Origin of the sequence: Nocardioides marmorisolisilvae, from assembly GCF_031656915.1 — a bacterium.
GTDB classification, from domain to species: Bacteria; Actinomycetota; Actinomycetes; order Propionibacteriales; family Nocardioidaceae; genus Marmoricola; species Marmoricola terrisoli.
On the sequence record NZ_CP134227.1, the window covers coordinates 933,046 to 955,837 of the forward strand.

Below are 22,792 nucleotides of genomic sequence, written 5' to 3' on the forward strand. Positions count from 1 at the left end.
GCTAGGTGATGGGAAAGTCGAAATGGACATCGGGATGGGGCTCCTCTCGAAGCGTGTAGTGCCACCACTCGCACTCGTAGGCCTCGAAGCCGCAGACCTCCATGAGCGCCCTGAGCAGTTCCCGGTTCTGTGCCGGCGTCGCGGTGAGGCCCTGCGCCCAGTGGCGTGAGCGCGGATCCATGAGGTCGTGGCCGCCGCCCATGTCGGCGAGCTCTCCGGTGGCGAGGTGATAGAGGGTGAGGTCGACCGATGCGCCCCTGCTGTGGCCCGAGCGTGCAGCGACGTAGCCCTTCTCGAACATCTGCGACCGCTCGATGTTCGGGTAGTGCCGATCCTTGGTCCGGCCGTCCTCGGGCGACTCGGCCCAGCGGAGAAAGCAGTCGACCGCGCGTTGGGGGCGGTACGCATCCCACAGCAGCAGCCCGAACCCAGCCGCGGCCGCCTTCTCCTGTGCTTCCGCCAGAGCGACGCACAGCGATCGAGTGCCGACGATGCGGTTCGCGAGGTATCCGTCGACCGGTCTGCCGGTGAAGTTGTCCCACGTGGCGTACTTCGCATCCCAGCGGATGCCGGGAACGAGCTCGTCGACGTAGGCGAAGTCGAAGTTCATCGTCGCTTCCCGTGCAACGTCATCTGCAGGAGCCGGTCGATCACCTCGGACAACGGCAGCCCAGCGGCGGCCATCATCCGCGGGTAACGGCTGTAGGAGGTCATGCCGGGCATCGTGTTGACCTCGTTGAGTACCACCTGCCCGTCCTCGGTGAGGAACATGTCGACCCGCGCCAGCCCCTTGCAGCCCAGCGTGCGGTAGATGGTCTTCGCCGTCTTCTGGACCAGTAATCGCGCGTCGTCGGGGATGTCGGCGGGCACGATGAAGGTCGCGTTCTCCGACCCCGTCTCGGGTGATTCCTCCTGGTGGATCCTGAAGAACCCGTGCGAGAGGTCGACGCGGTCGACCTCCCCGGTGATCAGCCCATACACATCGCCCTGGACCGCGCAGCCGATCTCGGCGCCGGTCACGGCCTGCTCGATCAGGACCTTCGAGTCGAACTCCCGCGCCCAGCGCACTGCCCCGTCCATCTGGCCGGCATCGACGACCTTGCTGACGCCGAAAGAGGAGCCGGACCGGGCCGGCTTGACGAACACCGGATAGACGAGCTCTTCAGGATCGACGTTGTCGTTCTCGCCGAGGACCCAGAAGCGCGGAGTGGCGATGCCGGCACTGCGGGCGAGGGTGTATGCCAGCGACTTGTCCATGCACAGCACCGAGCTCTCGACGCCGCAGCCAACATAGGGGATCGCGCACAGCTCGAGGAGACCCTGGATCGCGCCGTCCTCGCCGAGCTTGCCGTGCAACATCGGCAGCACCACGTCCAGCCGCACACCTTCGTAGCCGTCGTCGCCTTGGACCAGCAGCCCGTGCACGCTGCGATCAGCCGAGAGCGTGCATGCGCGGGCGGCACCGGTGTGCCAACCCTCGCCCGGGCCGTCGCAGAGCCGCCACTGCCCGTCTACGGTGATACCGATCCAGAGCGGTTCGTACTTCTCTGTGTCGAGGTGCTTGGCGATCTCCCGCGCGGACTTGACCGAAACCGGGTGCTCCTCGGAGACGCCACCGAAGACCACACCGACCTTGACCCTGCTCATGCCGCCCGCCCCCGTTCGAAGGCGAGGCAGTTGTGCAGGGTGTTCTCGACGATGTCGCTCAGCGCATGGTCGGTGTCGTAGGCGCAGTGCGGGCTGATCAGCACGTTCGGCAACTCCTGGAGCCTCAACAATGCGTCGTTCTCGATGTGCCGGTTGCGGCAGTCGGTGTAGAAGACGCCCTCCTCGCCCTCGATCACGTCCAGCGCAGCTCCGCCCAGCCGGCCGCTCTCCAAGGCTGCGAGGAGTGCTTGCGTGTCGAGCAGCGACCCGCGGCCGGTGTTGACGACGTACGCCCCCGGACGCATCCGCTGGATCCGTCGCCGGTCGAGGAGATGATGGGTGCCCACGGTGAGCGGCGTGTGCAGGGTGATGATGTCGCTGCACGCGACCAGGTCGTCGAGAGGCACGTACTCGACGCCGGCTCGTGGGTGGGCGTCGTGGGCCAGCACCCGGCAGCCGAAGCCTCGCAGCCGGTCGATGACCGCGGTGCCGATCCGGCCCGTCCCGACCACGCCGATGGTGAGGTCGCGCAATTCCCTGCCGCGCACGCTGTTCGGGGTGTAGTCATGCCCGTCGGTGCGGCGGATGCCGGCCTTGGCATGGCGCACGGCCATCAACATGAGCATCAGCGTGTAGTCGGCCACGCTGCCCGGTGAGTAGTCCACGGTGCCGACCGAGATCCCGACCCTGGCCGCATAGTCGACGTCGACGTGATTGCAGCCGATGCTCCGCGTGGACACATACTCCACCCCGAGTCCGCTCAGCGCGAGCAGCGCAGCATTCGTGACCGGGGCCTTGTGGCTCACGCTGACGCATCTGCTGCCCCGCGCCAGATTGACGTTCGCCTCGCACACGGGCGCCTCGACGATCCGCGGTGACACGCCTAGGCTCGCGCCCACCGCGTCGAACAGGGCGGCCTCGTCCTGGCTGCACCCGTAGACGGTGACCTCGCTCGTGTGCGAGGCCACGCGCTTCGACGAGTTGAGCCTGGGGACACGCCGGCCCCCTCGTACGTCGCGGTCGATCACGCCTTCTTCGCTGCAGATCATGCACGGAAGTCAAGCCAAGGCGCCGTTGCCGGCGCGTATCCGCTTTTCAATATGCCTGCGATATCCCACTCACGCTCGATCCGCACCGGCGACTGTGACCTCACCATCACCGTGTGCACGCCCGACGCCGGTGGCGCGACGGCGTGCGCCTCATTCCCAACGAATTGCTCGGCCCAACTGCAGTTCGCCCGCGGTCAGGTCTCTCGCACTGTGGCCGAGGCGGCCGACACACCGACGTCGCCTTCAAAGTCAGGTCGGGACCACTGGCCACTACGACGCACCATTCCGCTGCGAGGCGGTTGTACCGCTCCGGTAGCGACTAGCTGCGATTTTCCAGTTGCCATTGCGCGTGCAACCAGTTCCAGCCTTGGATAGTTCGCTTGGCTGGATCCATTGGTCCGATCCGTGGATTCGAGCCCAGCGGACTTTCGGCTACCCGAGTTCGCTCGCCCAGTCCGCGAAGAACGAACGCGCTGGCGGGAGTTCCTCGGGGGCGAGTGGGATCTCGTGGTCCTCGAAGCGTCCGATGGTTCCGATCATCTGGGCGAGCACACCGGGGTCGAATCCCGCATCGAGTTCTTGCGCCTGCTCGATGAGGGCGGCCGTGCCGAAGCGTTGGGCGAGCACGTAGACGTCGGCGAAGTCGCGGGCCTCGGCACGGCCGAAGAGGGCGAGGAGCTTGCGGCCGGCGAGTTCGAGCGGTGCCAGGGTGGGGCCGAGAACGGTGATGGTCGGTCGGCTGTGGGGTGGGGAGTCGATGGCGAGGTCAACCAGGGTCTGCTCCCCCGCCCGTTCGACGACCAGCCTGCAGAACGTGGGTGCGTCGTGGACGATGACGACGGCGCAGCCCCGGTTGTGGAGTGCCTGCGCGAACGCGTCCTTGGCCGGTGTCACGGACGTCGTGGGTGTCCCGGCGAAGAGGTCGAGGTCCTCGGTGGGGCGGGCGATCAGGTCTGAGGCCAGGAGTGCCGCACCACCGGCGACCAGGTAGCCCTCGGCCGCGTCGAGGGCGAAGAAGATGGCGGCCAGGTCGATCTGGAAGGTGGTGAGTTGGTGGTGTCGATCCATTACGCGACCTGCTCGGTGCTCTGGCCGGTGACCACGGCATGCCACGCGGTCCGGATCGCGTGTGGGAGGACGAGCTCGTCCCAGAGGTCGACCAGCAGCGCGCCGTCGATGTAGGCGAGGACGTCGTCGGGTCCGCCCTCGCGCAGGACGATCTCGTATACCCGGGCCCGTTGGCGGCGCTCGCGCAGGTCGTAGCGGCGTCCGCGGTCGGACCAGTTCAGGTGCAGTGGCAGTTCCACGGTGGCCAGGGCGCGGGTCAGCGGCAAACGGGGTAGTGCCGTGGGGACGTGGATCGGGTGGCCACGGGCAACGCTGAGGTGTCGGAACTCGATTCGGGGAGCGAGGGTGAGGTCGAATCCGGCAGCCGCGGCGATCCTGGTCGCGGTGGCCAGCGTGGGCGATTTCCGATCGTGCTCGTAGGCCGACAGGGTGGGCCGCGAGGTCCCGGACCTCCGGGCCAGGTCGGCCTGGGACAGGCCCGCCTCGTTGCGCGCCTGTTCGATGATGTTTCCTCCAACCATGAGCCCATGGTATCCGATCGAATACCATCCCGGATATGCAGCGACGACCTGCCGACACGACGATCCTGGGACGTCCTGGTTCGGACCGCGCTTACGCCGCGCACCAGCGCGGCGCCATCCGGCGCGGGGTGCGTGGCGGGGTGCGTGGCGGGGTGCGTGGCGGGGTGCGTGGCGGGGTGCGTGGCGAGGTGCGTGGCGAGGTGCGTGGCGGGGTGCTCGGTCGGCACCGCCGCGAGTCGATCTGATCGGGACGTCGTTCACAGTCCGAGGTCCTTGCTGGAGGTGAAGGCGAATCGTTCGAGCGGGCGGATGTAGCGCTCGAGGAGGACGGGGAGGTTCTGGTGGCGGGTCTGGGCGGCGATCCGCTCAAGTGGGACACCGGCCAGGGCCGCGGTGGTGGCATGGCCGGCGCGCAGGGAGTGGGCGGTGATCCGGGTGCCGTCCAGACCGGCGGCCTCGGCGCGGGCGCGCAGCATCCGGGCGACGGCCCGGCCGGCGATCGGTTCGCCGCTGATCGTGGGTCCCCAGACCCGGGTGAACAACGGGCCCGGCGTGGGTCCCCGGAGGGCCAGCCAGGCGTTGACGGCGGCGACGGGGTCGGTCTCGGTGTGGTGTCCGACCGCGACCGCGACGCGTTGACCGCGTGCTTCGGGGTCGGTCTTCGAGGTGTGGATGGCCAGCAGGAGTCCGGCGGGCTCGTGGCTGAGGTCGGCCAGGGTGAGGGCGACGAGCTCGGAGCGGCGCAGTGCGGAGGCGAAGCCGAGCAGGATGATCGCGGCGTCGCGTGTCCCGGTCGGGGTGGTCCGGTCGATGGCGGCCAGGATCTGGCGGATCTCGGCGACCGTCAGCGGGCGGGCCAGTCGTCGGGGGGCGGTGCCGTGGGTACGGGCCAGGCCGTGGCGGACCTGGCGGACGATCTCGGTGGCGACCGGGTCGGGGGCACCAGACAGCCGGTGGACGTGCCGGATCGCGGCACAGGACAGGTTCAGGGTGCTGACGGCCAAGCCGGCCTCGGCGCGTTCGGCCAGGTAGGCACACAGGGCCAGCGGATCCGCAGGCAGCGCGGTGACGCCGCGGTGGGCGCACCAGTGTTCCCAGTGGTGCCACATCTGGGCATAGGCGGTCCGAGTGTTGAGGCTGTGCGCGGCGAGGATCGCCGTCGCGACCCGGCGCGCATCGGCCTCGGTCATCCCGGTCGGCATGACCACCGCGGTGCCGGCGGTCTCGGGATCGAGGCGGACCAGGGACGTGCCCGCCGGAAGGCCGGCACTCATCAAGGCGGCCGCGGGAGTGGTCGTTGCGGTGGGCTCTGGGGCAGTCGATGGCGTCATCGCCGAGGTGTAGCGCCGCCACCCGAGCCTCGCCGGCTCACCCATCGGTGCACCCGCGCCGGACGGTCAGCGCCGACGGCTCATAACTCCATCGTTAAGGTCATCCTCGGTGGCGCGTCCGCGTCTCGCGATCTTCAGGACCTTTCCGTCTTGATCGGCGAACGCGACGAACTCTCGGACGCGGTCACGGTCGGCGACTACGGCTCACGATCGCTTCAGCGCTCGACCCGCCGGGTGTCGATCATGCCACCCGAGCGGATCCGAACCCTGCCCTTCGGCACCGGCCTCGTGCTCCTCAGGAGCGCGCCACCGATTATCACGACCCTCCGGCCTTGGACGACCACTGAGACTCGGGAATCGCGCCCAACGCACACCCCAGCGGCGGTCCGCCCACTGGGCAGCCGCTTCCACCCGCCTCCCTAGTCGGACGGCACGGCGTGGCACTTGGCCTCAACTGCTCCTGCTGCGCCTCCCTCATCGAAATCGGCAACCGACGAGTCTTGCGGACACTCCGGTGATGTCCACGCTCGCGGGCCATGCCCCGGGCGGTTTCTGCATTCGTCTGCGGCCGTCGCATTTATGGACCCATAGTGGGCCCTCCTGACTGATCTGTGGGTTAGTTGCGGCCCGGGAGGGCGGGTCGGTGCCCGCCGAGGGTGAGCATCGCCAGCGCGATCAATGCCTCGGCGGAGTGGAACCCGAACGCCATCCTGGTCAGCAGCCGGATCTTGGTGTTGGTCGACTCGATCAGCCCGTTGGACAGGTTGTGCTCGATCGCGGCGAGGATCCGGGAACGGTGCTTGACGATGCTCTTCTGCAGTTTCACGAACGCCGGGATCCGGCAGCGTCGCGCCCAGCTGATCCACCGGTCCAGGGCCTCGGCGGCTGCCGCGTGGGGTAGTCGGAAGACCAGCCGCAGGCCTTCTTTGAGCAGATAGGCGCGATACAACCGCGGATCGGTGGCCGCGATCCAAGCCAGCTTGGTCTGCTGGTTCTCGGTGAGATCTTCGGGGTTCTTCCACAACGAGTAGCGGGCTCCCTTCAACGACTTGGCCCGTTCGCTGCCCGGTCGCGGCGGTGCGTCGGCGCGAGGACGTCCACGCGGCCGCTTGGGTTCGGTTCTGGCCTGCTTGCGGGCGTCGTTCCACGCCTCACGCCGGACCTCATCGAGCGCCTCGGTCGCCCATTTGACGATGTGGAACGGATCGGCCACCCGGACCGCGTTCGGGCACCGCCCGGCGACGATGGTGTCGATGAAGTCGGCCCCATCAGCCGAGACGTGGGTGATCAGCTTGCAGCGTTCTTCGCCGAGGAGATCGAAGAACTCAGCGACGGTGGCGCTGTTGCGTCCCGGTGCGGCCCAGACCAGTCGCCGCTGGTCGTGGTCGACGACGACCATCAAGTACTTGTGCCCGCGCTTGTAGCTGATCTCGTCGATCCCGATGCGCCGCAGCCCGGCGAAGCGGTCGTGCTGGGTCTCGATGTCGGCCCAGACCCGGGAGATGATCGAACCCACGGTGCGCCAGGCGATCCGCATCAGCTCGACCACGCATGACTTCGAGGCCTGGGTGGCCAGCCATGCCACCTGATCATCGAAGCTCAGCGTGTGGCCGGCGTCGTGGCGGGCCCAGGGCACGTGGGCGACCACCACGCCATGGGCCCGGCAGGTCACCCGCGGCGCGTCAGCCTCGACCATCGCGACCATCGTGCCCAGGTCCAGCGCCCGCCAACGCCTCCTGCCCGCACCGGCGTCATAACCCGGACAGCGTCGCCGACAACGCCCGCAGCGGCCACGCTGCCGCTTGGTCGGCCGCACGTAGGCGACCAGCACCTGGTCGTCCTCGTCGAACTCGACCCGCTCGATCACCGTCTTCTCGACCCCGAACACGCCCCGCCATAGGCTGACATCACGCACGCCGCTCTCCTGTGCACCTGGTTCCTGTTCCTAGACAGCTCAGAAACCTAGACAGGAAGCGGCGTGTGGCTCGTTCAGGCGCGCTCAGGCACCCACAGGTACGTCAGGAGAGCCCCATAGTGTTGGTAATCGTTCGTGGGGCGTAGAGACGAGGCAGAGCCATGCGCATGATCTGGACCCTTCGCCCACGTGCTGCCCGGGCTTTGCTGGCGTCTGCCACGGCAGGCCTGTTGACGGTGCCACTGCTGCTGCTCACCGGTTCACCAGCCGCCGCGGCCGCGACGACGTGCACTGTCGATGGCATCGTCTACACAGCCGATCCGGCCGACGTCGCTGCGGGTGCGACGGTGAGCGGCTACACCGGGACAGGCGCCGCCGTTGCCATGCCGGACTCCATCACCTGCGGTACCCAGTCATACTCGGTCACCACCATCGGGGACGGCGCCTTTCAATACGACCCGTTGACGTCGGTGACCATCCCCGACTCGGTCACCACCATCGGGACCTTCGCGTTTTTTAGCAACAAGTTGACGTCGGTGACCATCCCCGACTCGGTCACCACCATCGGGGAGGGCGCCTTCAACAACAACCAGTTGACCTCGGTCACCCTCGGGAGCTCGGTCACCACCATCGGGAACAAGGCCTTCGACCTCAACCAGTTGGCATCGGTGACCATCCCCGACTCGGTCATCACCATCGGGAAGTTCGCGTTCTCTTCCAACCCGTTGGCATCGGTATCCCTGGGGGCCGCGGTCACCACCATCGGGGACTACGCCTTCGGCAGCAACCAGTTGACGTCGGTGACCATCCCCGGCTCGGTCATCACCATCGGGCAAAAGGCATTCGGTGACAACACCGGGTTGGTGAGTGTGACCTTTGACGGCGCGGCCCCGACGACCATCACACCTGCGGGCGACCAGTACGCCTCGTTGGGCACGGCAACGGGCCTGGTCGTCTACTACCACTACGCCTTCGATGCCGCCAACACGTCCCATGGGTTCACCACCCCGACCTGGCAGGGCTACAACACCCAGCTCATCGAGCCGACGTCGTGCACGGTCGACGATATCGTCTACACGGTCGACCCGCTCCATGTCGCTGCGGGTGCGACGGCAACCGTCTACATCACGGCCGGTGGCGACGTTGCGATACCGGACTCCATCACCTGCGGCACCCAGTCATACCCGGTCACCGCCATCGGGGACTCCGCCTTTGAATCCGATGAGTTGTCGTCGGTGACCATCCCGGACTCGGTGACCACCATCGGGGACCGTGCCTTCAGCTACAACCAGATGTCGTCGGTCACCATCGGGAACTCGGTCACCACCATCGGGGACTTCGCCTTCGACGGCAACCAGTTGGCGTCGGTGACCATCCCAGACTCGGTCACCAGCATCGGGAAGGAAGCCTTCGCGCTCGCCAACTTGGCGTCGGTGACCATCGGGAACTCGGTCACCACCATCGGGGACTTCGCATTCGGCGGCAACCCCTTGGTGAGTGTGACCTTTGAAGGGGCGGCCCCCACGACCATCACACCTGCGGGCGACCAGTACGCCTCGCTGGGCCCCGCAACGGGTCTGATCGTCTACTACCACTACGCCTTCGATGCCGCCAACACGTCCCATGGGTTCACCACCCCGACCTGGCAGGGCTACAACACCCAGCTCATCGAGCCGACGTCGTGCACGGTCGACGATATCGTCTACACGGTCGACCCGCTCCATGTCGCTGCGGGTGCGACGGCAACCGTCTACATCACGGCCGGTGGCGACGTTGCGATACCGGACTCCATCACCTGCGGCACCCAGTCATACCCGGTCACCGCCATCGGGGACTCCGCCTTTGAATCCGATGAGTTGTCGTCGGTGACCATCCCGGACTCGGTGACCACCATCGGGGACCGTGCCTTCAGCTACAACCAGATGTCGTCGGTCACCATCGGGAACTCGGTCACCACCATCGGGGACTTCGCCTTCGACGGCAACCAGTTGGCGTCGGTGACCATCCCAGACTCGGTCACCAGCATCGGGAAGGAAGCCTTCGCGCTCGCCAACTTGGCGTCGGTGACCATCGGGAACTCGGTCACCACCATCGGGGACTTCGCATTCGGCGGCAACCCCTTGGTGAGTGTGACCTTTGAAGGGGCGGCCCCCACGACCATCACACCTGCGGGCGACCAGTACGCCTCGCTGGGCCCCGCAACGGGTCTGATCGTCTACTACCACTACGCCTTCGATGCCGCCAACACGTCCCATGGGTTCACCACCCCGACCTGGCAGGGCTACAACACCCAGGTGATTGCCGTGACACCGTCGATGACGACGAACCCGTCGAACACGACTGTCAAGGCTGGTGACACGGCGACATTCACCGCGGCAGCCACGGGAATCCCGACACCGACCGTGCAGTGGCAGGTCAACACCGGCGACGGATCCGGATACACCGACATACCCGACCCCACCGGCACCAACGCGACGCTGACGTTGACCGACGTCACCGCAGCGATGAACGGCAACACCTACCGGGCCACGTTCACCAACAGCGCCGGCAACGCCACCACCACGTCCGCGACCCTGACCGTCAACTCGCCCCCGAAGCTGACCGGTGAGTCGGCCGCAACCGGCAAGGTCGGCGACCCGTTCACCTACTCCTACACCGTCACCGGATTCCCCGCCCCCACCGTGACCATCAGCGGCGACGCCCTCCCCGACGGCGTGAGCCTCGACCCGGCAACCCACACGATCGCCGGCACCCCGGGCCCGGGCACCGCGGGCACCTACCAGGTGGTGCTGACCGCCCACAACGGCATCGGCGACGACGCCACCCTCAACGTCGCGCTGACCTTCACCCCGGACACCGTCGACAACCTCACCCCGACGATCACCGGAATCGCCCAGGCAGGTCAGACCCTGACCGCCGATGCCGGACCCCACCTCGACCCGGCCGACGCGCACCTGACCTACCAGTGGAACGCCGACGGCCAACCCATCCACGGAGCAACACGGCAAACGTTCAAGCTCCGCAACCCCCAAGCAGGCGCCCGGATCACCGTCACCATCACCGCCTCGAGCCCCACCTTCATCCCAGCAACCGCAACATCCGAGCAGACAACCCCGGTGGCCGACAGGGCCACAGGTCCCCGCTAAACAGTCGAACCGCGACCAACTCACCAACGCCCCTGGGTCACCACCGTCGAGAGGCCCATGTCGGCCGCGAGCACGGATGACGTGGGTCGGATTCCTTGGCACGACCTGAGAGAGCCGGATCGTGCCTTCACTCCGGTGCAGCGCCTCATCGCAGGGCGCGGCGACCCTCTGAGCGTGCCGTCCGCCGCCAGGATGCGTCGATCCGAGGCCGCGATCGCGTCCGAGCGGCGCGCAGGACATTGGGGCGTTGTGTGCACCTGGGTCCCGAGAGCGGCTTCACCGGGAAGCCGCGGCGAGTCCGGGAGTCAACGTGTCCATCCCCACCCAGATGAGCCTGGTCGGGTTCGTCGCATCAGCGCCGGAGCTGCACTTCACCAAGGACGGCGCCGAATGCTGCCGTCTCCGTGTCGGCGTCGAGCAGTGGCGCAGGGAGGTCGACGGCGACTTCACGAAGCTCGACCCGACCTTCCACGACATGGTCGCCTTCGAGAGCACGGCCCGGGAGACGTACGCCCGGTTCCGCAAGGGCGACTCCTTCGTTGCCAGTGGCTACGTCCACGAATACGAAGTCGAACACCCCGGCGAGGCGAGCGTGATCAAGGAGGAGTTCGTCGCCCGCAAGATCGGCCACAACGTCAACAAGACGGCCTACGAGGTCCAGCGCCGCCGGCTCGCGCCGGCACCAGCTCCGCCCGCTCAGCGATCGTCGAACACGGCCATCGGCCTCTGAACAGGCGGCGTCGTGGCCCACGAGTCATCGTTCGGCGCCGAGCGTGACCTGCCGCCGGGGCCGATCGACTGGAACCTTCTCGACGCTCCGACCGCAGTCGCCGAGTGGCGCGACCTGGACGGGTTCGTGACCTGGCTGAAGAACACCTTCGGTCTGCCGCCGGCGATCGTGCCGCCGTACTGGCATCGCCACGACGAGCTGATCTGGGAGCTGTCCGCGCTACACACCCACTTCCTCGCCTGCTACGACCAATCCGCCTCGCCCTCGGCGCCGGTTGGGTGGATGCGGGAGTTCGCCGAGTGCCGCCAGCGCCTGCGGGAGTGGGTGGCAAACTGCGGGACCCGCCTGGACCGTGACCGGCCGACGCGGCAGACGACCTGGCCGGGCGAAGCCGCCGCTGTCGTAGCCGGCGAGGTCGAGATCGTCGATCGTGCGGCGGACTTCACCACGTTCGTGCACGAGGACGTCTCGCGGCGACCGCGTGTCGAGGAGATCGCGCGAGATGAACTCCGCGGGTGACCACCAGGCGTCCCCCGGGGGGTCCGCAGGGCGTCCGCAGGGCGTCCACGCAGCGCCTTCAGGCCCCGGCGTCGTGCTCGGGTCCACAGCTGCGGCCACCAGACCGCTCGGGCCGCGCGGGTCGACGGGAGCCTTCGACCAAGACCGGGAGGAAGGAGAGGCTCATGGATCTTGAGCATGCGTTGACCCTCGCGCGGGCGAGGTCGTTCGTGGCGGCGCTCGCCGACGCGGCCGTCGATGAGGACGCGTCCGCGTGTTTCGAAAGGGTCCTGATCGAGCTCGACTGGCTCCACGACGACGAGTCTTCGGGCCTCGATACCGACGGGCTCGGCGATGATCGCGAGGTCCTGTATCGGGGCGCCACCGCAGCGATCGAGTCCCTGGTCGGCTTCGGGGTCGACGCACTCGACCTCGAGCTGCTCCTGGTCCGGCTCGAGGCCGCGCACGCGTTGGACGGCGCCTGATGTACGGCGAGACCGGCGACCTGATGCGCACCGAGCTCGCCGCCCTGCTGCGCCAGCACCGGATCCTTCACCGGCTCGGCGCGCACCCACCGTCGGCTCCTGACGCTGTTCCGGAGCGCGAGGCCGCGGGCATCGTGATCGGGCAGTACCGGCAGACGGTGCTGAGCTGGTGCGCCGAGGCGGTCATGGCCGCCAAGCCGCTGGTGTTCAGCGCCACCCTGCCGGCGCCGGCCAACCCGTTCCGGACCTCCGAGGACCGCGGTACGGCGGTCAGCGAGCTGGCCCGCGCCCTGGGCCGTGCCCGCGAGGCGTCCAGGACACCGCCCGCGAGCACCGCGCTCCTCGGCACGGCCCACCCGAACGAGGTCGTCGAGCACTGGCGCCATGCCGCCCGGGCCGCGGCCCTGGCCGAGCACGACACCAACGGACTCGCCGGACAGCGGCTCACCGGGCCCCAGGCGCAGGCCGTCGTCGGCGACGTCGCCGCAGTCACCCAGGCGCTCGTGGTCCTCGACCAGCGGTACCTGAACGTCCCCGGCTGGGAGAGGTTGACCGACCCGGGGCGGCTCGGTTGGACCGCCCTCGCGACCGCGCTCGACGTCGGCCTCGGGCGGCCCGACTACAGCGTCGACGCCACCGGCTGGCGGCCACGGACCCATGCGCTGCGCATCGGCCCGCAGCGCGGCATCCTCGGCGTCCTCCAGTCCGAGCACGACCTGCTCGTCCACCTCAGGTCGTTCCCGACCGCGATGAACCTGCGGCTGATCGTCGACTCCCAACAACGCCTCTCCCGCCGGCTCGCGATACTCGCGCAGCGAGCCGACGCCCCCCGCGCCGAGGCGTGGCGTGCCCGCGCCGCGGCGTACTCGGTGCTCAAGCAGCAGCTGCGCAACGTCGGCGGGCGGATCGGTAGGGGCGGCCACGCGGTCGCCGATGCCGCGAACGCGACGGCGCGTCTTCGGGCCCTTCCGGCCCAGAGCATCGTCGAGCCACGGGTCGCCGCCGGATTCCAGACGCTGTTCAACGGCATCGACCAACGCATCGCCGAGATCATCGAGACCGGCATCGACCAGAAGACCTACCTCCAGCGCGTGCAGCTCCCCCGGCTGGTCCCCGACAGCGCTGGCCTGGTCGCCCCCGTCCGCGAGCGGTTCACCCCGATCGACCGCAGCGCCAACAAGGAACTCGTCAGGGCCGTGCGCGGACTGGTCCCGCACATCGAACCCGAGGCAGCCACACCGGGCCGCAGCCGCTCGGCCCTGCACTCAGCGCTGATCCACCAACCCGCGGGCCGACGCACCGACCCCGGCCTCCCGGGCCCATGACCCGCGCGGATGACCGACACCAGGAGGGGATGGTCCCGGCCCGTCCCGACGAGGAGACCGCATCGCGGCCGTGTGGCCCATCCGTGAACGGCTCACCCCTGGCCGACTCCTGTGCTGGGCCCACGCACAGGCTGTGCCACCTTGCACGACGCGATCGTGCACCGGCCGACCGTGCATCCAATGCCACCGGATGCCCCCGCCTGTGAGCGGAGAATTCGACGTGCCGGCCCGGGGTTCAACGACCCCGGGCGGTTGCTGTGGGCACCGCGGCCGCCCAGGCTTCCTCGATGATGCGCGAGGAGTCCGGAGCCAGCCGACTCCGGTGGATGTAGTGCGCCTCCGCGATCTCGCGGGTGTTGCCCATCTGGGAGGCGGCGATCTCGGCGCCGCTCGCCTGCGCCACGACCGTGCCCGTCGCCGAACGCAGCAGACGGAGCTCGAACCACTCGCCGACCTCGCGATCCTTGAGGATCGACTCCCGGAACCGGGTGTTGATGTTGTTCGGCGAGAGCCAGCCGCCGGCCCTGGTGGCGAAGATGGCTCCGGAGTCATTGGGCGCGGTGGCCATCAGGCGCTCACGAAGCATCCGCACCAGGAAGGGCGGCAGGACCACCGTTCGGTCTCCGGCTCCGCCGCTCTTGGTGTGCGGCTGCCGGTACAACCCCCCGTGGTCCCGGTCATAGACCAGCGTCCCGGTGATGTGTACCACCGGCTTGGTCAGCCCCTCGCCGACCGGGTACGCGAGGTCGATGTCCTGGCGGCGCACGGCCAGCGCCTCCCCGGGTCTGCACGCGGTGCCGACGATGAACAGCACCAGGTCGCGGTACACCGCCGAGGGCGTCGGCCCCGGGCGGGCCGCTCCGGCCCAGTCGTCGACGGCGGCGAGGACCGCTCGGACGTCCGCTGCGGTGATCTCACGGTCCTTGGACCGGCGGCCGATGTTGCGCCGCTGGTAGCTGGGCAGAGGCGCCATCGGGTCCCGGGCAAGGGCGCCTTGGACGATCAGCCACTTCACGAACGCGTGTAGCGCCTTGCGGACGTCGGAATAGCGGGTCGGTGTCACCTCGGTGCGGAAGTAGCGGTCGAGGCGACCCGGGGTCAGGTGGCGTACCTGGAGGTTGCCGAGGCGGGCACGATCCAGTTGCGGGCCAGGGAGCGGTACTGCTTGATCGAGCGAGTACTGGCTCGGCCAATGCCGGTGCGAGCATCCTCCATGCGCTGGTCGAGGTAGATCGCGACGGCCTCCTTGACGAGGCTTCGTGCCGAGACCAGTCCGCCGGTGTCGAGTTCGATGCGTTCGGCGATCTCGTCGGTCAGCGCCCGACGGGCGTCCGCTTCGGTGCGGCCAGACTTTCGGAGCCGAATCCGGTTGCCAGCGGAGTCGGCATAGTAGGTGTCGGCGCGCCAGAGACCAGCGCTGACGCGTGTGGTGCGAATCTTGCCGATGTCTCCCGGCTGAAGTAGTTCTCGGGACATGTGCTCATTCCTTTGCCGTGGGTGACCAGAGATCCGGAGCACAGGTCGTGGGCGAGGTCCGGGTCAGTGGGCAGGGCTGTCGGAGTCCGGAGCCGTCAGGCTGCGGACGTGAGGCCGTCGACGGCGGGTCAACCGCGGGGACTGGGCGCCGGCGTCGGATCGGAGGCACCCGGTCTCGGACTCCGTGTGTTCCTCGATCCAGGTGACGAGGTCCTCGGGCCGGTAGCGGATATTGCCGCCGAGATGGACCGCCGGCGGTCCATAGCCGCGCCGGCGCGTCCGCCAGGTTCTCAAGGTGGCGACCGGCACGCTGAGAATGTCGGCCGCCTCGTCAGAGGTGAGCAGGTGGTAGGACGCGAGATCGACCGTGCGGTCGACCGCGTTCGCGCTGGGTTGGGTGGGCAGTGCCATGCCCATGAGGTGCGCTCGCAGTGCCACCAGGGTGGCGTCGCGCCGATGCCCCCGGGAGCCAAAGTAGTGACAAAGTGGGCTCTCCTGACGTACCTGTGGGTGCCTGAGCGCGCCTGAACGAGCCACACGCCGCTTCCTGTCTAGGTTTCTGAGCTGTCTAGGAACAGGAACCAGGTGCACAGGAGAGCGGCGTGCGTGATGTCAGCCTATGGCGGGGCGTGTTCGGGGTCGAGAAGACGGTGATCGAGCGGGTCGAGTTCGACGAGGACGACCAGGTGCTGGTCGCCTACGTGCGGCCGACCAAGCGGCAGCGTGGCCGCTGCGGGCGTTGTCGGCGACGCTGTCCGGGTTATGACGCCGGTGCGGGCAGGAGGCGTTGGCGGGCGCTGGACCTGGGCACGATGGTCGCGATGGTCGAGGCTGACGCGCCGCGGGTGACCTGCCGGGCCCATGGCGTGGTGGTCGCCCACGTGCCCTGGGCCCGCCACGACGCCGGCCACACGCTGAGCTTCGATGATCAGGTGGCATGGCTGGCCACCCAGGCCTCGAAGTCATGCGTGGTCGAGCTGATGCGGATCGCCTGGCGCACCGTGGGTTCGATCATCTCCCGGGTCTGGGCCGACATCGAGACCCAGCACGACCGCTTCGCCGGGCTGCGGCGCATCGGGATCGACGAGATCAGCTACAAGCGCGGGCACAAGTACTTGATGGTCGTCGTCGACCACGACCAGCGGCGACTGGTCTGGGCCGCACCGGGACGCAACAGCGCCACCGTCGCTGAGTTCTTCGATCTCCTCGGCGAAGAACGCTGCAAGCTGATCACCCACGTCTCGGCTGATGGGGCCGACTTCATCGACACCATCGTCGCCGGGCGGTGCCCGAACGCGGTCCGGGTGGCCGATCCGTTCCACATCGTCAAATGGGCGACCGAGGCGCTCGATGAGGTCCGGCGTGAGGCGTGGAACGACGCCCGCAAGCAGGCCAGAACCGAACCCAAGCGGCCGCGTGGACGTCCTCGCGCCGACGCACCGCCGCGACCGGGCAGCGAACGGGCCAAGTCGTTGAAGGGAGCCCGCTACTCGTTGTGGAAGAACCCCGAAGATCTCACCGAGAACCAGCAGACCAAGCTGGCTTGGATCGCGGCCACCGATCCGCGGTTGTATCGCGCCTATCTGCTCAAAGAAGGCCTGCGGCTGGTCTTCCGACTACCCCACGCGGCAGCCGCCGAGGCCCTGGACCGGTGGATCAGCTGGGCGCGACGCTGCCGGATCCCGGCGTTCGTGAAACTGCAGAAGAGCATCGTCAAGCACCGTTCCCGGATCCTCGCCGCGATCGAGCACAACCTGTCCAACGGGCTGATCGAGTCGACCAACACCAAGATCCGGCTGCTGACCAGGATGGCGTTCGGGTTCCACTCCGCCGAGGCATTGATCGCGCTGGCGATGCTCACCCTCGGCGGGCACCGACCCGCCCTCCCGGGCCGCAACTAACCCACAGATCAGTCAGGAGGGCCACAAAGTGGCTCTCCTGACGTACCTGTGGGTGCCTGAGCGCGCCTGAACGAGCCACACGCCGCTTCCTGTCTAGGTTTCTGAGCTGTCTAGGAACAGGAACCAGGTGCACAGGAGAGCGGCGTGCGTGATGTCAGCCTATGGCGGGGCGTGTTCGGGGTCGAGAAGACGGTGATCGAGCGGGTCGAGTTCGACGAGGACGACCAGGTGCTGGTCGCCTACGTGCGGCCGACCAAGCGGCAGCGTGGCCGCTGCGGGCGTTGTCGGCGACGCTGTCCGGGTTATGACGCCGGTGCGGGCAGGAGGCGTTGGCGGGCGCTGGACCTGGGCACGATGGTCGCGATGGTCGAGGCTGACGCGCCGCGGGTGACCTGCCGGGCCCATGGCGTGGTGGTCGCCCACGTGCCCTGGGCCCGCCACGACGCCGGCCACACGCTGAGCTTCGATGATCAGGTGGCATGGCTGGCCACCCAGGCCTCGAAGTCATGCGTGGTCGAGCTGATGCGGATCGCCTGGCGCACCGTGGGTTCGATCATCTCCCGGGTCTGGGCCGACATCGAGACCCAGCACGACCGCTTCGCCGGGCTGCGGCGCATCGGGATCGACGAGATCAGCTACAAGCGCGGGCACAAGTACTTGATGGTCGTCGTCGACCACGACCAGCGGCGACTGGTCTGGGCCGCACCGGGACGCAACAGCGCCACCGTCGCTGAGTTCTTCGATCTCCTCGGCGAAGAACGCTGCAAGCTGATCACCCACGTCTCGGCTGATGGGGCCGACTTCATCGACACCATCGTCGCCGGGCGGTGCCCGAACGCGGTCCGGGTGGCCGATCCGTTCCACATCGTCAAATGGGCGACCGAGGCGCTCGATGAGGTCCGGCGTGAGGCGTGGAACGACGCCCGCAAGCAGGCCAGAACCGAACCCAAGCGGCCGCGTGGACGTCCTCGCGCCGACGCACCGCCGCGACCGGGCAGCGAACGGGCCAAGTCGTTGAAGGGAGCCCGCTACTCGTTGTGGAAGAACCCCGAAGATCTCACCGAGAACCAGCAGACCAAGCTGGCTTGGATCGCGGCCACCGATCCGCGGTTGTATCGCGCCTATCTGCTCAAAGAAGGCCTGCGGCTGGTCTTCCGACTACCCCACGCGGCAGCCGCCGAGGCCCTGGACCGGTGGATCAGCTGGGCGCGACGCTGCCGGATCCCGGCGTTCGTGAAACTGCAGAAGAGCATCGTCAAGCACCGTTCCCGGATCCTCGCCGCGATCGAGCACAACCTGTCCAACGGGCTGATCGAGTCGACCAACACCAAGATCCGGCTGCTGACCAGGATGGCGTTCGGGTTCCACTCCGCCGAGGCATTGATCGCGCTGGCGATGCTCACCCTCGGCGGGCACCGACCCGCCCTCCCGGGCCGCAACTAACCCACAGATCAGTCAGGAGGGCCGACAAAGTGGTGAATAGGCCGGTTCGGACCCGGAACGGGCGAACCCCGCCCGACCCGTTCGTGCAGGTCAGACGGGGTTCTATCGCTCCCCCGGTTGGACTCGAACCAACAACCCTCCGCTCCGCCGAGCAGGTACTGAGGCTTCGGCGCGAAGTGCGCTGACCGGGTCTGCGTGGAGTTGCATGAGTATGTGGAAACAGGCGTTGACCTGCAGGAACGCGATCGAACCGGCATCCTGCGGTCGTGCATCGGCGTCATCCCTCGCTTGCGTCTCATTGCCCCGGAGCGTGGGCTTCTGCGTCCAAAGTGGACACAATTGTGTGAACGCTCGAATCCCGACCGGGTCCTCAGATCAGGCTACCTCCCTCTTCGGCGCCGCATCGTTGCCATGGTGCACAAACGTGCCGGCTCCATCAGCAGAGTGCGACGTTCCGGCTCCCCTCTGTTGTCATCCGGCCCGGTCCTTTCGACGGCCACTGAGGGAGCGTTACCACCGGTGATGACCCGGTTTGCGCTGCATTGCGCTCGCGTGCGAAGACCTGCGATGACCTGCGGGAACGCACTGAGGTCGTGACCCCGAGGTTCTCCATCGATGTCATCCCTGGCCTGTGCTGAGTTGCTGTGGATCGCGGAACTCTGGGTCCAAAGTGGACACAATTTTGTGAACGCTCAGGTCCGGAGCCGCCGCTGCATCCGAACGCGGTCCCCGGGACTGGACCGGTGTGGGCCATCTCGGCGATGGCGGTCAGTCATGCTCGCCTGAACTCCGCCATAGAGCGCCAGTACGTTCGGCGGTCCGGTGCGATCTCCGAGAGGAGCAGAACGAGCGCGCTTCCAGCCATCCTCGGTATCCGTCAGCCCAATCGGATCTCCCATTGGTCCGCTAGGTGCTCATGGTCGTTGGCCTCCGTTCATTTGCGTGTCTAGCTCATCACCGACCTGGTCCATGTCGAGGCCTTCCCCCGAGGTCGAGTAGCCGACCCGCCATGCCTGCATGCCGCTGTCACCTGCCCCGGAGATTGAGTCGTCGAATGCAGCAAACTCCGCCGCCAAACCAACGCAGGCGAACTTCAGCGCCATAACCGGATCCGGCTTGACCCAACTGCTGTGATCGGGCGACGACATGATGATCTGAGCCGCCGCTGACATGAAGCCACCGAGTGACTTCTCGTCGTCCTCGCCGTAGACGACGACGCTCTCAAAACGGGATGCCGAAAGTGACCGCAGCTACGGCATGGCCGGCCTCGTGTATCAGGATGTGCGGATCGAGGCCATGCACCGAGCAGTCGGACGCGTAGAGGTCTTCCGTCACGCGTAAACCCTCTCACCGCCGGGCAGACGAAAGCCCCCTCGGCAGTCACTCCGAGGGGACTCTCTGGGTCTAGCTACTCGATCTCAGCGGGCGGCTCGGTCGGGTGTTCAGGCTCACTCGACTTTGCCTTGCGCCAGGGGAACCACGGGCCGATGGCTTCGAGCTTCGAGACTCCCTCAGGCTGCTTGGCGATGCCGTACAGCCCAGCCATGAAGACACCGACGGTGAGTACGAGTCCACGGGCGAGCCACTTGGCGCCGTCCCCTTCGATGTGAAGGTGGGTCTCGTGCTTGGGCTCGATGGGCTCGGTCGTGTCGTGCTCAGACATATTCAACAACTCCTTGACAGCGCATCGACCACGGGACCGGAGTCTGGGTCGGGCACTGCGTCATCGGGTTGTTGGTGGTTAGGCGACGCCTCTCCGGTCGACGTTGCCGATAACTCGATCAAGGTCCACGGGTGGCCTCGCTAAATAAGAGATCGCGCGGATAGGTCAGGGGCGACGTGCTGGTCGGGTGTCCCAGCGGTGGGTGGTCCAGGCGGTCCGGATGAGTCGGCGCACGATGATCACTGCGTTGGCCAACGCGACGTAGGCGTCGATGACGCGACCGCGGCGTTCGGTGCAGACCAGCAGCTTCTTGAACCCGCGGTTGTGCCAGGAGTTGGTGCGTTCAACCACCCATCGGGCGCCGGCTTGGAGGGGGCAGCCCTTCTGGCTGATCACGCCATCACAGCCCAGCTCGGCAAGCAGTTCGCGGGTCTTGGCGCTGTCGTAGCCGGCATCGAGATGCACGGTGATCTTCTCGGGCAGCCCGATCCCGAACCAGCGCTCAAGGCGTCCCAGCTTCTCCAAGGTGGGGCGCAAGAACACCGAGTCGTGGCGGTTCGCCGGAGCGCTCACACACCCCAGTGGGACCCCGGCCCCGTCGGTGAGCAGCGATCGTTTGGTGCCTTGCTTGCCCCGGTCAACCGGGGACTTCCCGGCCGCTTCGCCACCACAGGGCGCCTTGACGATGCAGCCGTCCACGGTGAGGTCTTCCAGGTCGAGCCCACAGATGCAGTCGTAGGCCTGCAAGCACAGCTGCTCGAGGGCTTCGAAGAGGCCGGCGCTGATCCACTCATCGCGGCGATCGCGGATCGTGGTGGCCGAACAGGTCGCATCGGCGATCTTGACGTAGGCGGCGCCGAAGACCAGCACTTCGACGAGCTTGTCGAAGACCACGCGGTCACCGATCCGAGGGCGGTGACAACCCAACGGGTGGGCGTCCTCGTGGTCAGGGAGCAGCACGGTGAACTGGTCCCAAAGGGGTTCAATGATGAAAGATGGCACAGCAGGCACAAGCACCTCGCGGGGAAGAGACGAGTCTTGACAACCCGTTGATCCTCCGAGGGCTTGTGCCTGTTTCGCGTCAACGACGCGCCCCTATCCGCGCGATCTCTAAGTCCGCTTGTGTACGGCGGATCACTTTGAGTCGAGATCGCCTCCGGCGGAGGACGTCTGGTCTTTCGGGTCGAGCAGAACGACCATACGGCCGAACGACTCGGCGTCACCCCCCTGCAGCTCGTGAGAGATAGCGTTGAGCATCACGCGCAGGTGCTGGAAGACAAGCGCAAGACTCAGAAGTCGAGGGATGGCGAGATTGTCACCAAAGCGGAGATCACCCCGGCTCCTTGCGTGCCTCGATGAGCTTCACGTAGGCATCGACTCGAGCGGAGTCCGGCATCTTGGCCGCAGCGCGCAGCTCAACGGGCAGGGTGCGGGTCCGCCTGCTGCGGGTGACCACCAGGAACTGCCGGTGCGCGATGACCGGCATCCAGTCTAGGTCCGGTACACACGGGTACAACCGGAGATCCTCGTGCCCGGGGTAGACGACGTCGTCGCGGCTGGAACGCCGAATTACGACGGGCCGCGCGTCCCGTCCAACAGCCGCACATTGATGAGCGCCTGCAGGTCCTCGAAGCCGATCCCGAACAGGTCACGGACCACGACCCTGTCGGGCTCGATGAGGAAGACCGCGAGGTCGGTTTAGACCCGGGACACGGTCCCCGCGCGATTGTGAACCTGACCCGGAAGTCCACGCAACATTGTGAGTTTCCATGACGCGGCTTCGCGTGTGACGCACCTAGTCTCGACCAAGTTGCGTGACAAGGTTCTGAACGGTTCTGACAGCGTCTGCAATCGCGCGTCAGAGTCACGAAGTGGACCCTCAACCCGAGGAGATCGATCGATGGGTGGCGGAGCAAACCCGACTGTAGCGCTGCGGACGGCTTTGGTAGACGGTGGCGCTAGCGGAATTGGGGAAGCCTGTGTCTGGGCCTTAGCCGCAGGCGGTCACACGGTGATCGTTGCCGACCGAAATGTTGCCGCTGCGAGCATGCTGGCGTCGGAAATCGGTGATCAAGTCTGGGAGGTCGACCTCACTGACACCAGACGGCCCGAGACTTGGACGGGCGACGTTGACGTGTTGGTCAGCAACTCCGGAGTGCGGGTGGTGTGCCCGGAGAAGGAATTTCCACCATCGGATTTTCCGAAGATCACAGCGCTGCTTCTTGACGCGCCCCTTCCTTTGATGCGTGGAGCGATCCCTAACACGCACGACCGCGGGTTCGGCAGAATCATTAACGTTTCCTCGGTGCGCGCTCACTGTGCATCGCAGTATAAGGCTCCATACGTCGCGGCGAAACACGGTCTCGAGGGCCTCTCGAGGTCGCGGCCGTTGAAGGCGGCTCACACGGCCCCTCACAAGCAACTGTGTCGGCCCTGGCTACGTGAGCACTCTCCTTGCGTGCGATCAGATAGCCGCACAAACACGTGAGAACGATGTCGATGAAGCGGACGTACTCGACCACGTGCTCTTGGCCTGCAACGTAATCAAGCACCCACGTTTCCCCGAAGAAGTAGCGGATTTGCTCGCCTGGCCC

23 protein-coding genes are annotated in these 22,792 nt (G+C 67.2%); 9 read left to right on the forward strand and 14 right to left on the reverse strand.

Features of this window, described 5'->3' with window-relative positions; translation table 11 throughout:
- Position 1: 1 nt before the first annotated feature.
- From vanX to Q9R13_RS04525, 5 genes are all read right to left on the reverse strand, one after another.
- Positions 2–610: a D-Ala-D-Ala dipeptidase VanX gene (vanX, locus tag Q9R13_RS04505; protein ID WP_310963891.1), complete on the reverse strand. Its 609-nt coding sequence runs from the start codon at positions 608–610 to the stop codon at positions 2–4.
- The gene (gene vanA, locus Q9R13_RS04510) at positions 607–1,647 is read right to left on the reverse strand and encodes a D-alanine--(R)-lactate ligase (RefSeq protein ID WP_310963892.1); all 1,041 of its coding nucleotides are present in this window, start codon (positions 1,645–1,647) and stop codon (positions 607–609) included. The genes vanX and vanA overlap by 4 nt, the downstream gene beginning before the upstream one ends.
- Positions 1,644–2,696, reverse strand: coding sequence for a D-isomer specific 2-hydroxyacid dehydrogenase family protein (locus tag Q9R13_RS04515; protein ID WP_310963893.1), 1,053 nt, complete (start codon positions 2,694–2,696; stop codon positions 1,644–1,646). The genes vanA and Q9R13_RS04515 overlap by 4 nt, the downstream gene beginning before the upstream one ends.
- Positions 2,697–3,128: 432 nt before the next feature.
- Positions 3,129–3,764 (reverse strand): nucleotidyl transferase AbiEii/AbiGii toxin family protein, encoded by a 636-nt coding sequence (locus tag Q9R13_RS04520; RefSeq protein WP_310963894.1) that lies wholly within the window; start codon positions 3,762–3,764, stop codon positions 3,129–3,131.
- Positions 3,764–4,285 (reverse strand): helix-turn-helix transcriptional regulator, encoded by a 522-nt coding sequence (locus Q9R13_RS04525; RefSeq protein ID WP_310963895.1) that lies wholly within the window; start codon positions 4,283–4,285, stop codon positions 3,764–3,766. The genes Q9R13_RS04520 and Q9R13_RS04525 overlap by 1 nt, the downstream gene beginning before the upstream one ends.
- Positions 4,286–4,320: 35 nt before the next feature.
- Here Q9R13_RS04525 and Q9R13_RS04530 point away from each other — a divergent pair, with 35 nt between their 5' ends.
- Positions 4,321–4,530 carry a hypothetical protein gene (locus tag Q9R13_RS04530; RefSeq protein ID WP_310963896.1) on the forward strand — a complete coding sequence of 70 codons (210 nt, stop codon included), beginning with the start codon at positions 4,321–4,323 and terminating at the stop codon, positions 4,528–4,530.
- 12 nt (positions 4,531–4,542) lie between these two features.
- On the opposite strand, the gene Q9R13_RS04535 is transcribed toward Q9R13_RS04530, so the two are convergent.
- Both Q9R13_RS04535 and Q9R13_RS04540 read right to left on the reverse strand, forming a co-directional pair.
- Positions 4,543–5,616 carry a site-specific integrase gene (locus Q9R13_RS04535; protein ID WP_310963897.1) on the reverse strand — a complete coding sequence of 358 codons (1,074 nt, stop codon included), beginning with the start codon at positions 5,614–5,616 and terminating at the stop codon, positions 4,543–4,545.
- A 616-nt stretch (positions 5,617–6,232) separates the two neighbouring features.
- Positions 6,233–7,531, reverse strand: a complete 1,299-nt coding sequence (locus tag Q9R13_RS04540) for an ISL3 family transposase (RefSeq protein WP_310961331.1) — start codon at positions 7,529–7,531, stop codon at positions 6,233–6,235.
- A 236-nt stretch (positions 7,532–7,767) separates the two neighbouring features.
- On the opposite strand from Q9R13_RS04540, the gene Q9R13_RS04545 reads away from it, so the two are divergent.
- From Q9R13_RS04545 to Q9R13_RS04565, 5 genes are all read left to right on the forward strand, one after another.
- On the forward strand, positions 7,768–10,677 hold the full coding sequence (locus tag Q9R13_RS04545; protein ID WP_310965036.1) for a leucine-rich repeat protein: 2,910 nt from the start codon (positions 7,768–7,770) through the stop codon (positions 10,675–10,677).
- Positions 10,678–10,987: 310 nt separating this feature from the next.
- A complete protein-coding gene (locus Q9R13_RS04550) occupies positions 10,988–11,407 on the forward strand; it encodes a single-stranded DNA-binding protein (protein WP_310963898.1) in 420 nt (139 codons plus the stop codon).
- Positions 11,408–11,419: 12 nt separating this feature from the next.
- Positions 11,420–11,926, forward strand: coding sequence for a hypothetical protein (locus Q9R13_RS04555; protein ID WP_310963899.1), 507 nt, complete (start codon positions 11,420–11,422; stop codon positions 11,924–11,926).
- A 164-nt stretch (positions 11,927–12,090) separates the two neighbouring features.
- A complete protein-coding gene (locus Q9R13_RS04560; protein WP_310963900.1) occupies positions 12,091–12,390 on the forward strand; it encodes a hypothetical protein in 300 nt (99 codons plus the stop codon).
- Entirely contained in the window at positions 12,390–13,715 is a 1,326-nt protein-coding gene (locus tag Q9R13_RS04565; RefSeq protein ID WP_310963902.1) for a hypothetical protein, read from the forward strand. Before Q9R13_RS04560 ends, Q9R13_RS04565 begins: the two co-directional genes overlap by 1 nt.
- A gap of 235 nt (positions 13,716–13,950) precedes the next feature.
- On the opposite strand, the gene Q9R13_RS04570 is transcribed toward Q9R13_RS04565, so the two are convergent.
- The 3 genes from Q9R13_RS04570 to Q9R13_RS04580 all read right to left on the reverse strand — a co-directional run bounded on the left by Q9R13_RS04570 (position 13,951) and on the right by Q9R13_RS04580 (position 15,602).
- Positions 13,951–14,778 carry a tyrosine-type recombinase/integrase gene (locus tag Q9R13_RS04570; protein WP_310963903.1) on the reverse strand — a complete coding sequence of 276 codons (828 nt, stop codon included), beginning with the start codon at positions 14,776–14,778 and terminating at the stop codon, positions 13,951–13,953.
- A 35-nt stretch (positions 14,779–14,813) separates the two neighbouring features.
- Complete coding sequence (locus Q9R13_RS04575) at positions 14,814–15,191, reverse strand: hypothetical protein (RefSeq protein ID WP_310963904.1); 378 nt, start codon at positions 15,189–15,191, stop codon at positions 14,814–14,816.
- 63 nt (positions 15,192–15,254) lie between these two features.
- Positions 15,255–15,602 carry a helix-turn-helix domain-containing protein gene (locus Q9R13_RS04580; RefSeq protein WP_310963905.1) on the reverse strand — a complete coding sequence of 116 codons (348 nt, stop codon included), beginning with the start codon at positions 15,600–15,602 and terminating at the stop codon, positions 15,255–15,257.
- A 191-nt stretch (positions 15,603–15,793) separates the two neighbouring features.
- Between Q9R13_RS04580 and Q9R13_RS04585 the strand changes: the two genes are divergently transcribed.
- Both Q9R13_RS04585 and Q9R13_RS04590 read left to right on the forward strand, forming a co-directional pair.
- The gene (locus tag Q9R13_RS04585; protein ID WP_310961331.1) at positions 15,794–17,092 is read left to right on the forward strand and encodes an ISL3 family transposase; all 1,299 of its coding nucleotides are present in this window, start codon (positions 15,794–15,796) and stop codon (positions 17,090–17,092) included.
- Positions 17,093–17,236: 144 nt separating this feature from the next.
- Positions 17,237–18,535, forward strand: coding sequence for an ISL3 family transposase (locus tag Q9R13_RS04590; protein WP_310961331.1), 1,299 nt, complete (start codon positions 17,237–17,239; stop codon positions 18,533–18,535).
- Positions 18,536–19,449: 914 nt separating this feature from the next.
- Here the strand turns inward: Q9R13_RS04590 and Q9R13_RS04595 are convergent.
- The 4 genes from Q9R13_RS04595 to Q9R13_RS04610 form a co-directional block, all read right to left on the reverse strand.
- Complete coding sequence (locus Q9R13_RS04595; RefSeq protein WP_310963906.1) at positions 19,450–19,707, reverse strand: hypothetical protein; 258 nt, start codon at positions 19,705–19,707, stop codon at positions 19,450–19,452.
- 236 nt (positions 19,708–19,943) lie between these two features.
- The gene (locus Q9R13_RS04600; protein WP_310963907.1) at positions 19,944–20,198 is read right to left on the reverse strand and encodes a hypothetical protein; all 255 of its coding nucleotides are present in this window, start codon (positions 20,196–20,198) and stop codon (positions 19,944–19,946) included.
- Positions 20,199–20,363: 165 nt separating this feature from the next.
- Entirely contained in the window at positions 20,364–21,209 is an 846-nt protein-coding gene (locus Q9R13_RS04605; protein ID WP_310963908.1) for an IS5 family transposase, read from the reverse strand.
- A gap of 319 nt (positions 21,210–21,528) precedes the next feature.
- Positions 21,529–21,684: a hypothetical protein gene (locus Q9R13_RS04610; protein WP_310963909.1), complete on the reverse strand. Its 156-nt coding sequence runs from the start codon at positions 21,682–21,684 to the stop codon at positions 21,529–21,531.
- Positions 21,685–22,098: 414 nt separating this feature from the next.
- Between Q9R13_RS04610 and Q9R13_RS20195 the strand changes: the two genes are divergently transcribed.
- Positions 22,099–22,686 carry an SDR family NAD(P)-dependent oxidoreductase gene (locus Q9R13_RS20195; protein WP_397218998.1) on the forward strand — a complete coding sequence of 196 codons (588 nt, stop codon included), beginning with the start codon at positions 22,099–22,101 and terminating at the stop codon, positions 22,684–22,686.
- The last annotated feature ends 106 nt before the right edge of the window (positions 22,687–22,792 follow it).

What these genes read in the sequence shown, in the direction of transcription:
- Q9R13_RS04525 (WP_310963895.1), bottom strand. Translation starts at nt 4,285, where the DNA reads ATGGTTGGAGGAAACATCATCGAACAGGCGCGCAACGAGGCGGGCCTG.
- Q9R13_RS04565 (WP_310963902.1), top strand. Translation starts at nt 12,390, where the DNA reads ATGTACGGCGAGACCGGCGACCTGATGCGCACCGAGCTCGCCGCCCTG.
- Q9R13_RS04535 (WP_310963897.1), bottom strand. Translation starts at nt 5,616, where the DNA reads ATGACGCCATCGACTGCCCCAGAGCCCACCGCAACGACCACTCCCGCG.
- Q9R13_RS04575 (WP_310963904.1), bottom strand. Translation starts at nt 15,191, where the DNA reads ATGTCCCGAGAACTACTTCAGCCGGGAGACATCGGCAAGATTCGCACC.
- Q9R13_RS04520 (WP_310963894.1), bottom strand. Translation starts at nt 3,764, where the DNA reads ATGGATCGACACCACCAACTCACCACCTTCCAGATCGACCTGGCCGCC.
- Q9R13_RS04530 (WP_310963896.1), top strand. Translation starts at nt 4,321, where the DNA reads ATGCAGCGACGACCTGCCGACACGACGATCCTGGGACGTCCTGGTTCG.
- Q9R13_RS20195 (WP_397218998.1), top strand. Translation starts at nt 22,099, where the DNA reads ATGGGTGGCGGAGCAAACCCGACTGTAGCGCTGCGGACGGCTTTGGTA.
- Q9R13_RS04595 (WP_310963906.1), bottom strand. Translation starts at nt 19,707, where the DNA reads ATGTCAGCGGCGGCTCAGATCATCATGTCGTCGCCCGATCACAGCAGT.
- vanA (WP_310963892.1), bottom strand. Translation starts at nt 1,647, where the DNA reads ATGAGCAGGGTCAAGGTCGGTGTGGTCTTCGGTGGCGTCTCCGAGGAG.
- Q9R13_RS04515 (WP_310963893.1), bottom strand. Translation starts at nt 2,696, where the DNA reads ATGATCTGCAGCGAAGAAGGCGTGATCGACCGCGACGTACGAGGGGGC.
- Q9R13_RS04580 (WP_310963905.1), bottom strand. Translation starts at nt 15,602, where the DNA reads ATGGCACTGCCCACCCAACCCAGCGCGAACGCGGTCGACCGCACGGTC.
- Q9R13_RS04610 (WP_310963909.1), bottom strand. Translation starts at nt 21,684, where the DNA reads ATGCCGGTCATCGCGCACCGGCAGTTCCTGGTGGTCACCCGCAGCAGG.
- Q9R13_RS04560 (WP_310963900.1), top strand. Translation starts at nt 12,091, where the DNA reads ATGGATCTTGAGCATGCGTTGACCCTCGCGCGGGCGAGGTCGTTCGTG.
- Q9R13_RS04600 (WP_310963907.1), bottom strand. Translation starts at nt 20,198, where the DNA reads ATGTCTGAGCACGACACGACCGAGCCCATCGAGCCCAAGCACGAGACC.
- vanX (WP_310963891.1), bottom strand. Translation starts at nt 610, where the DNA reads ATGAACTTCGACTTCGCCTACGTCGACGAGCTCGTTCCCGGCATCCGC.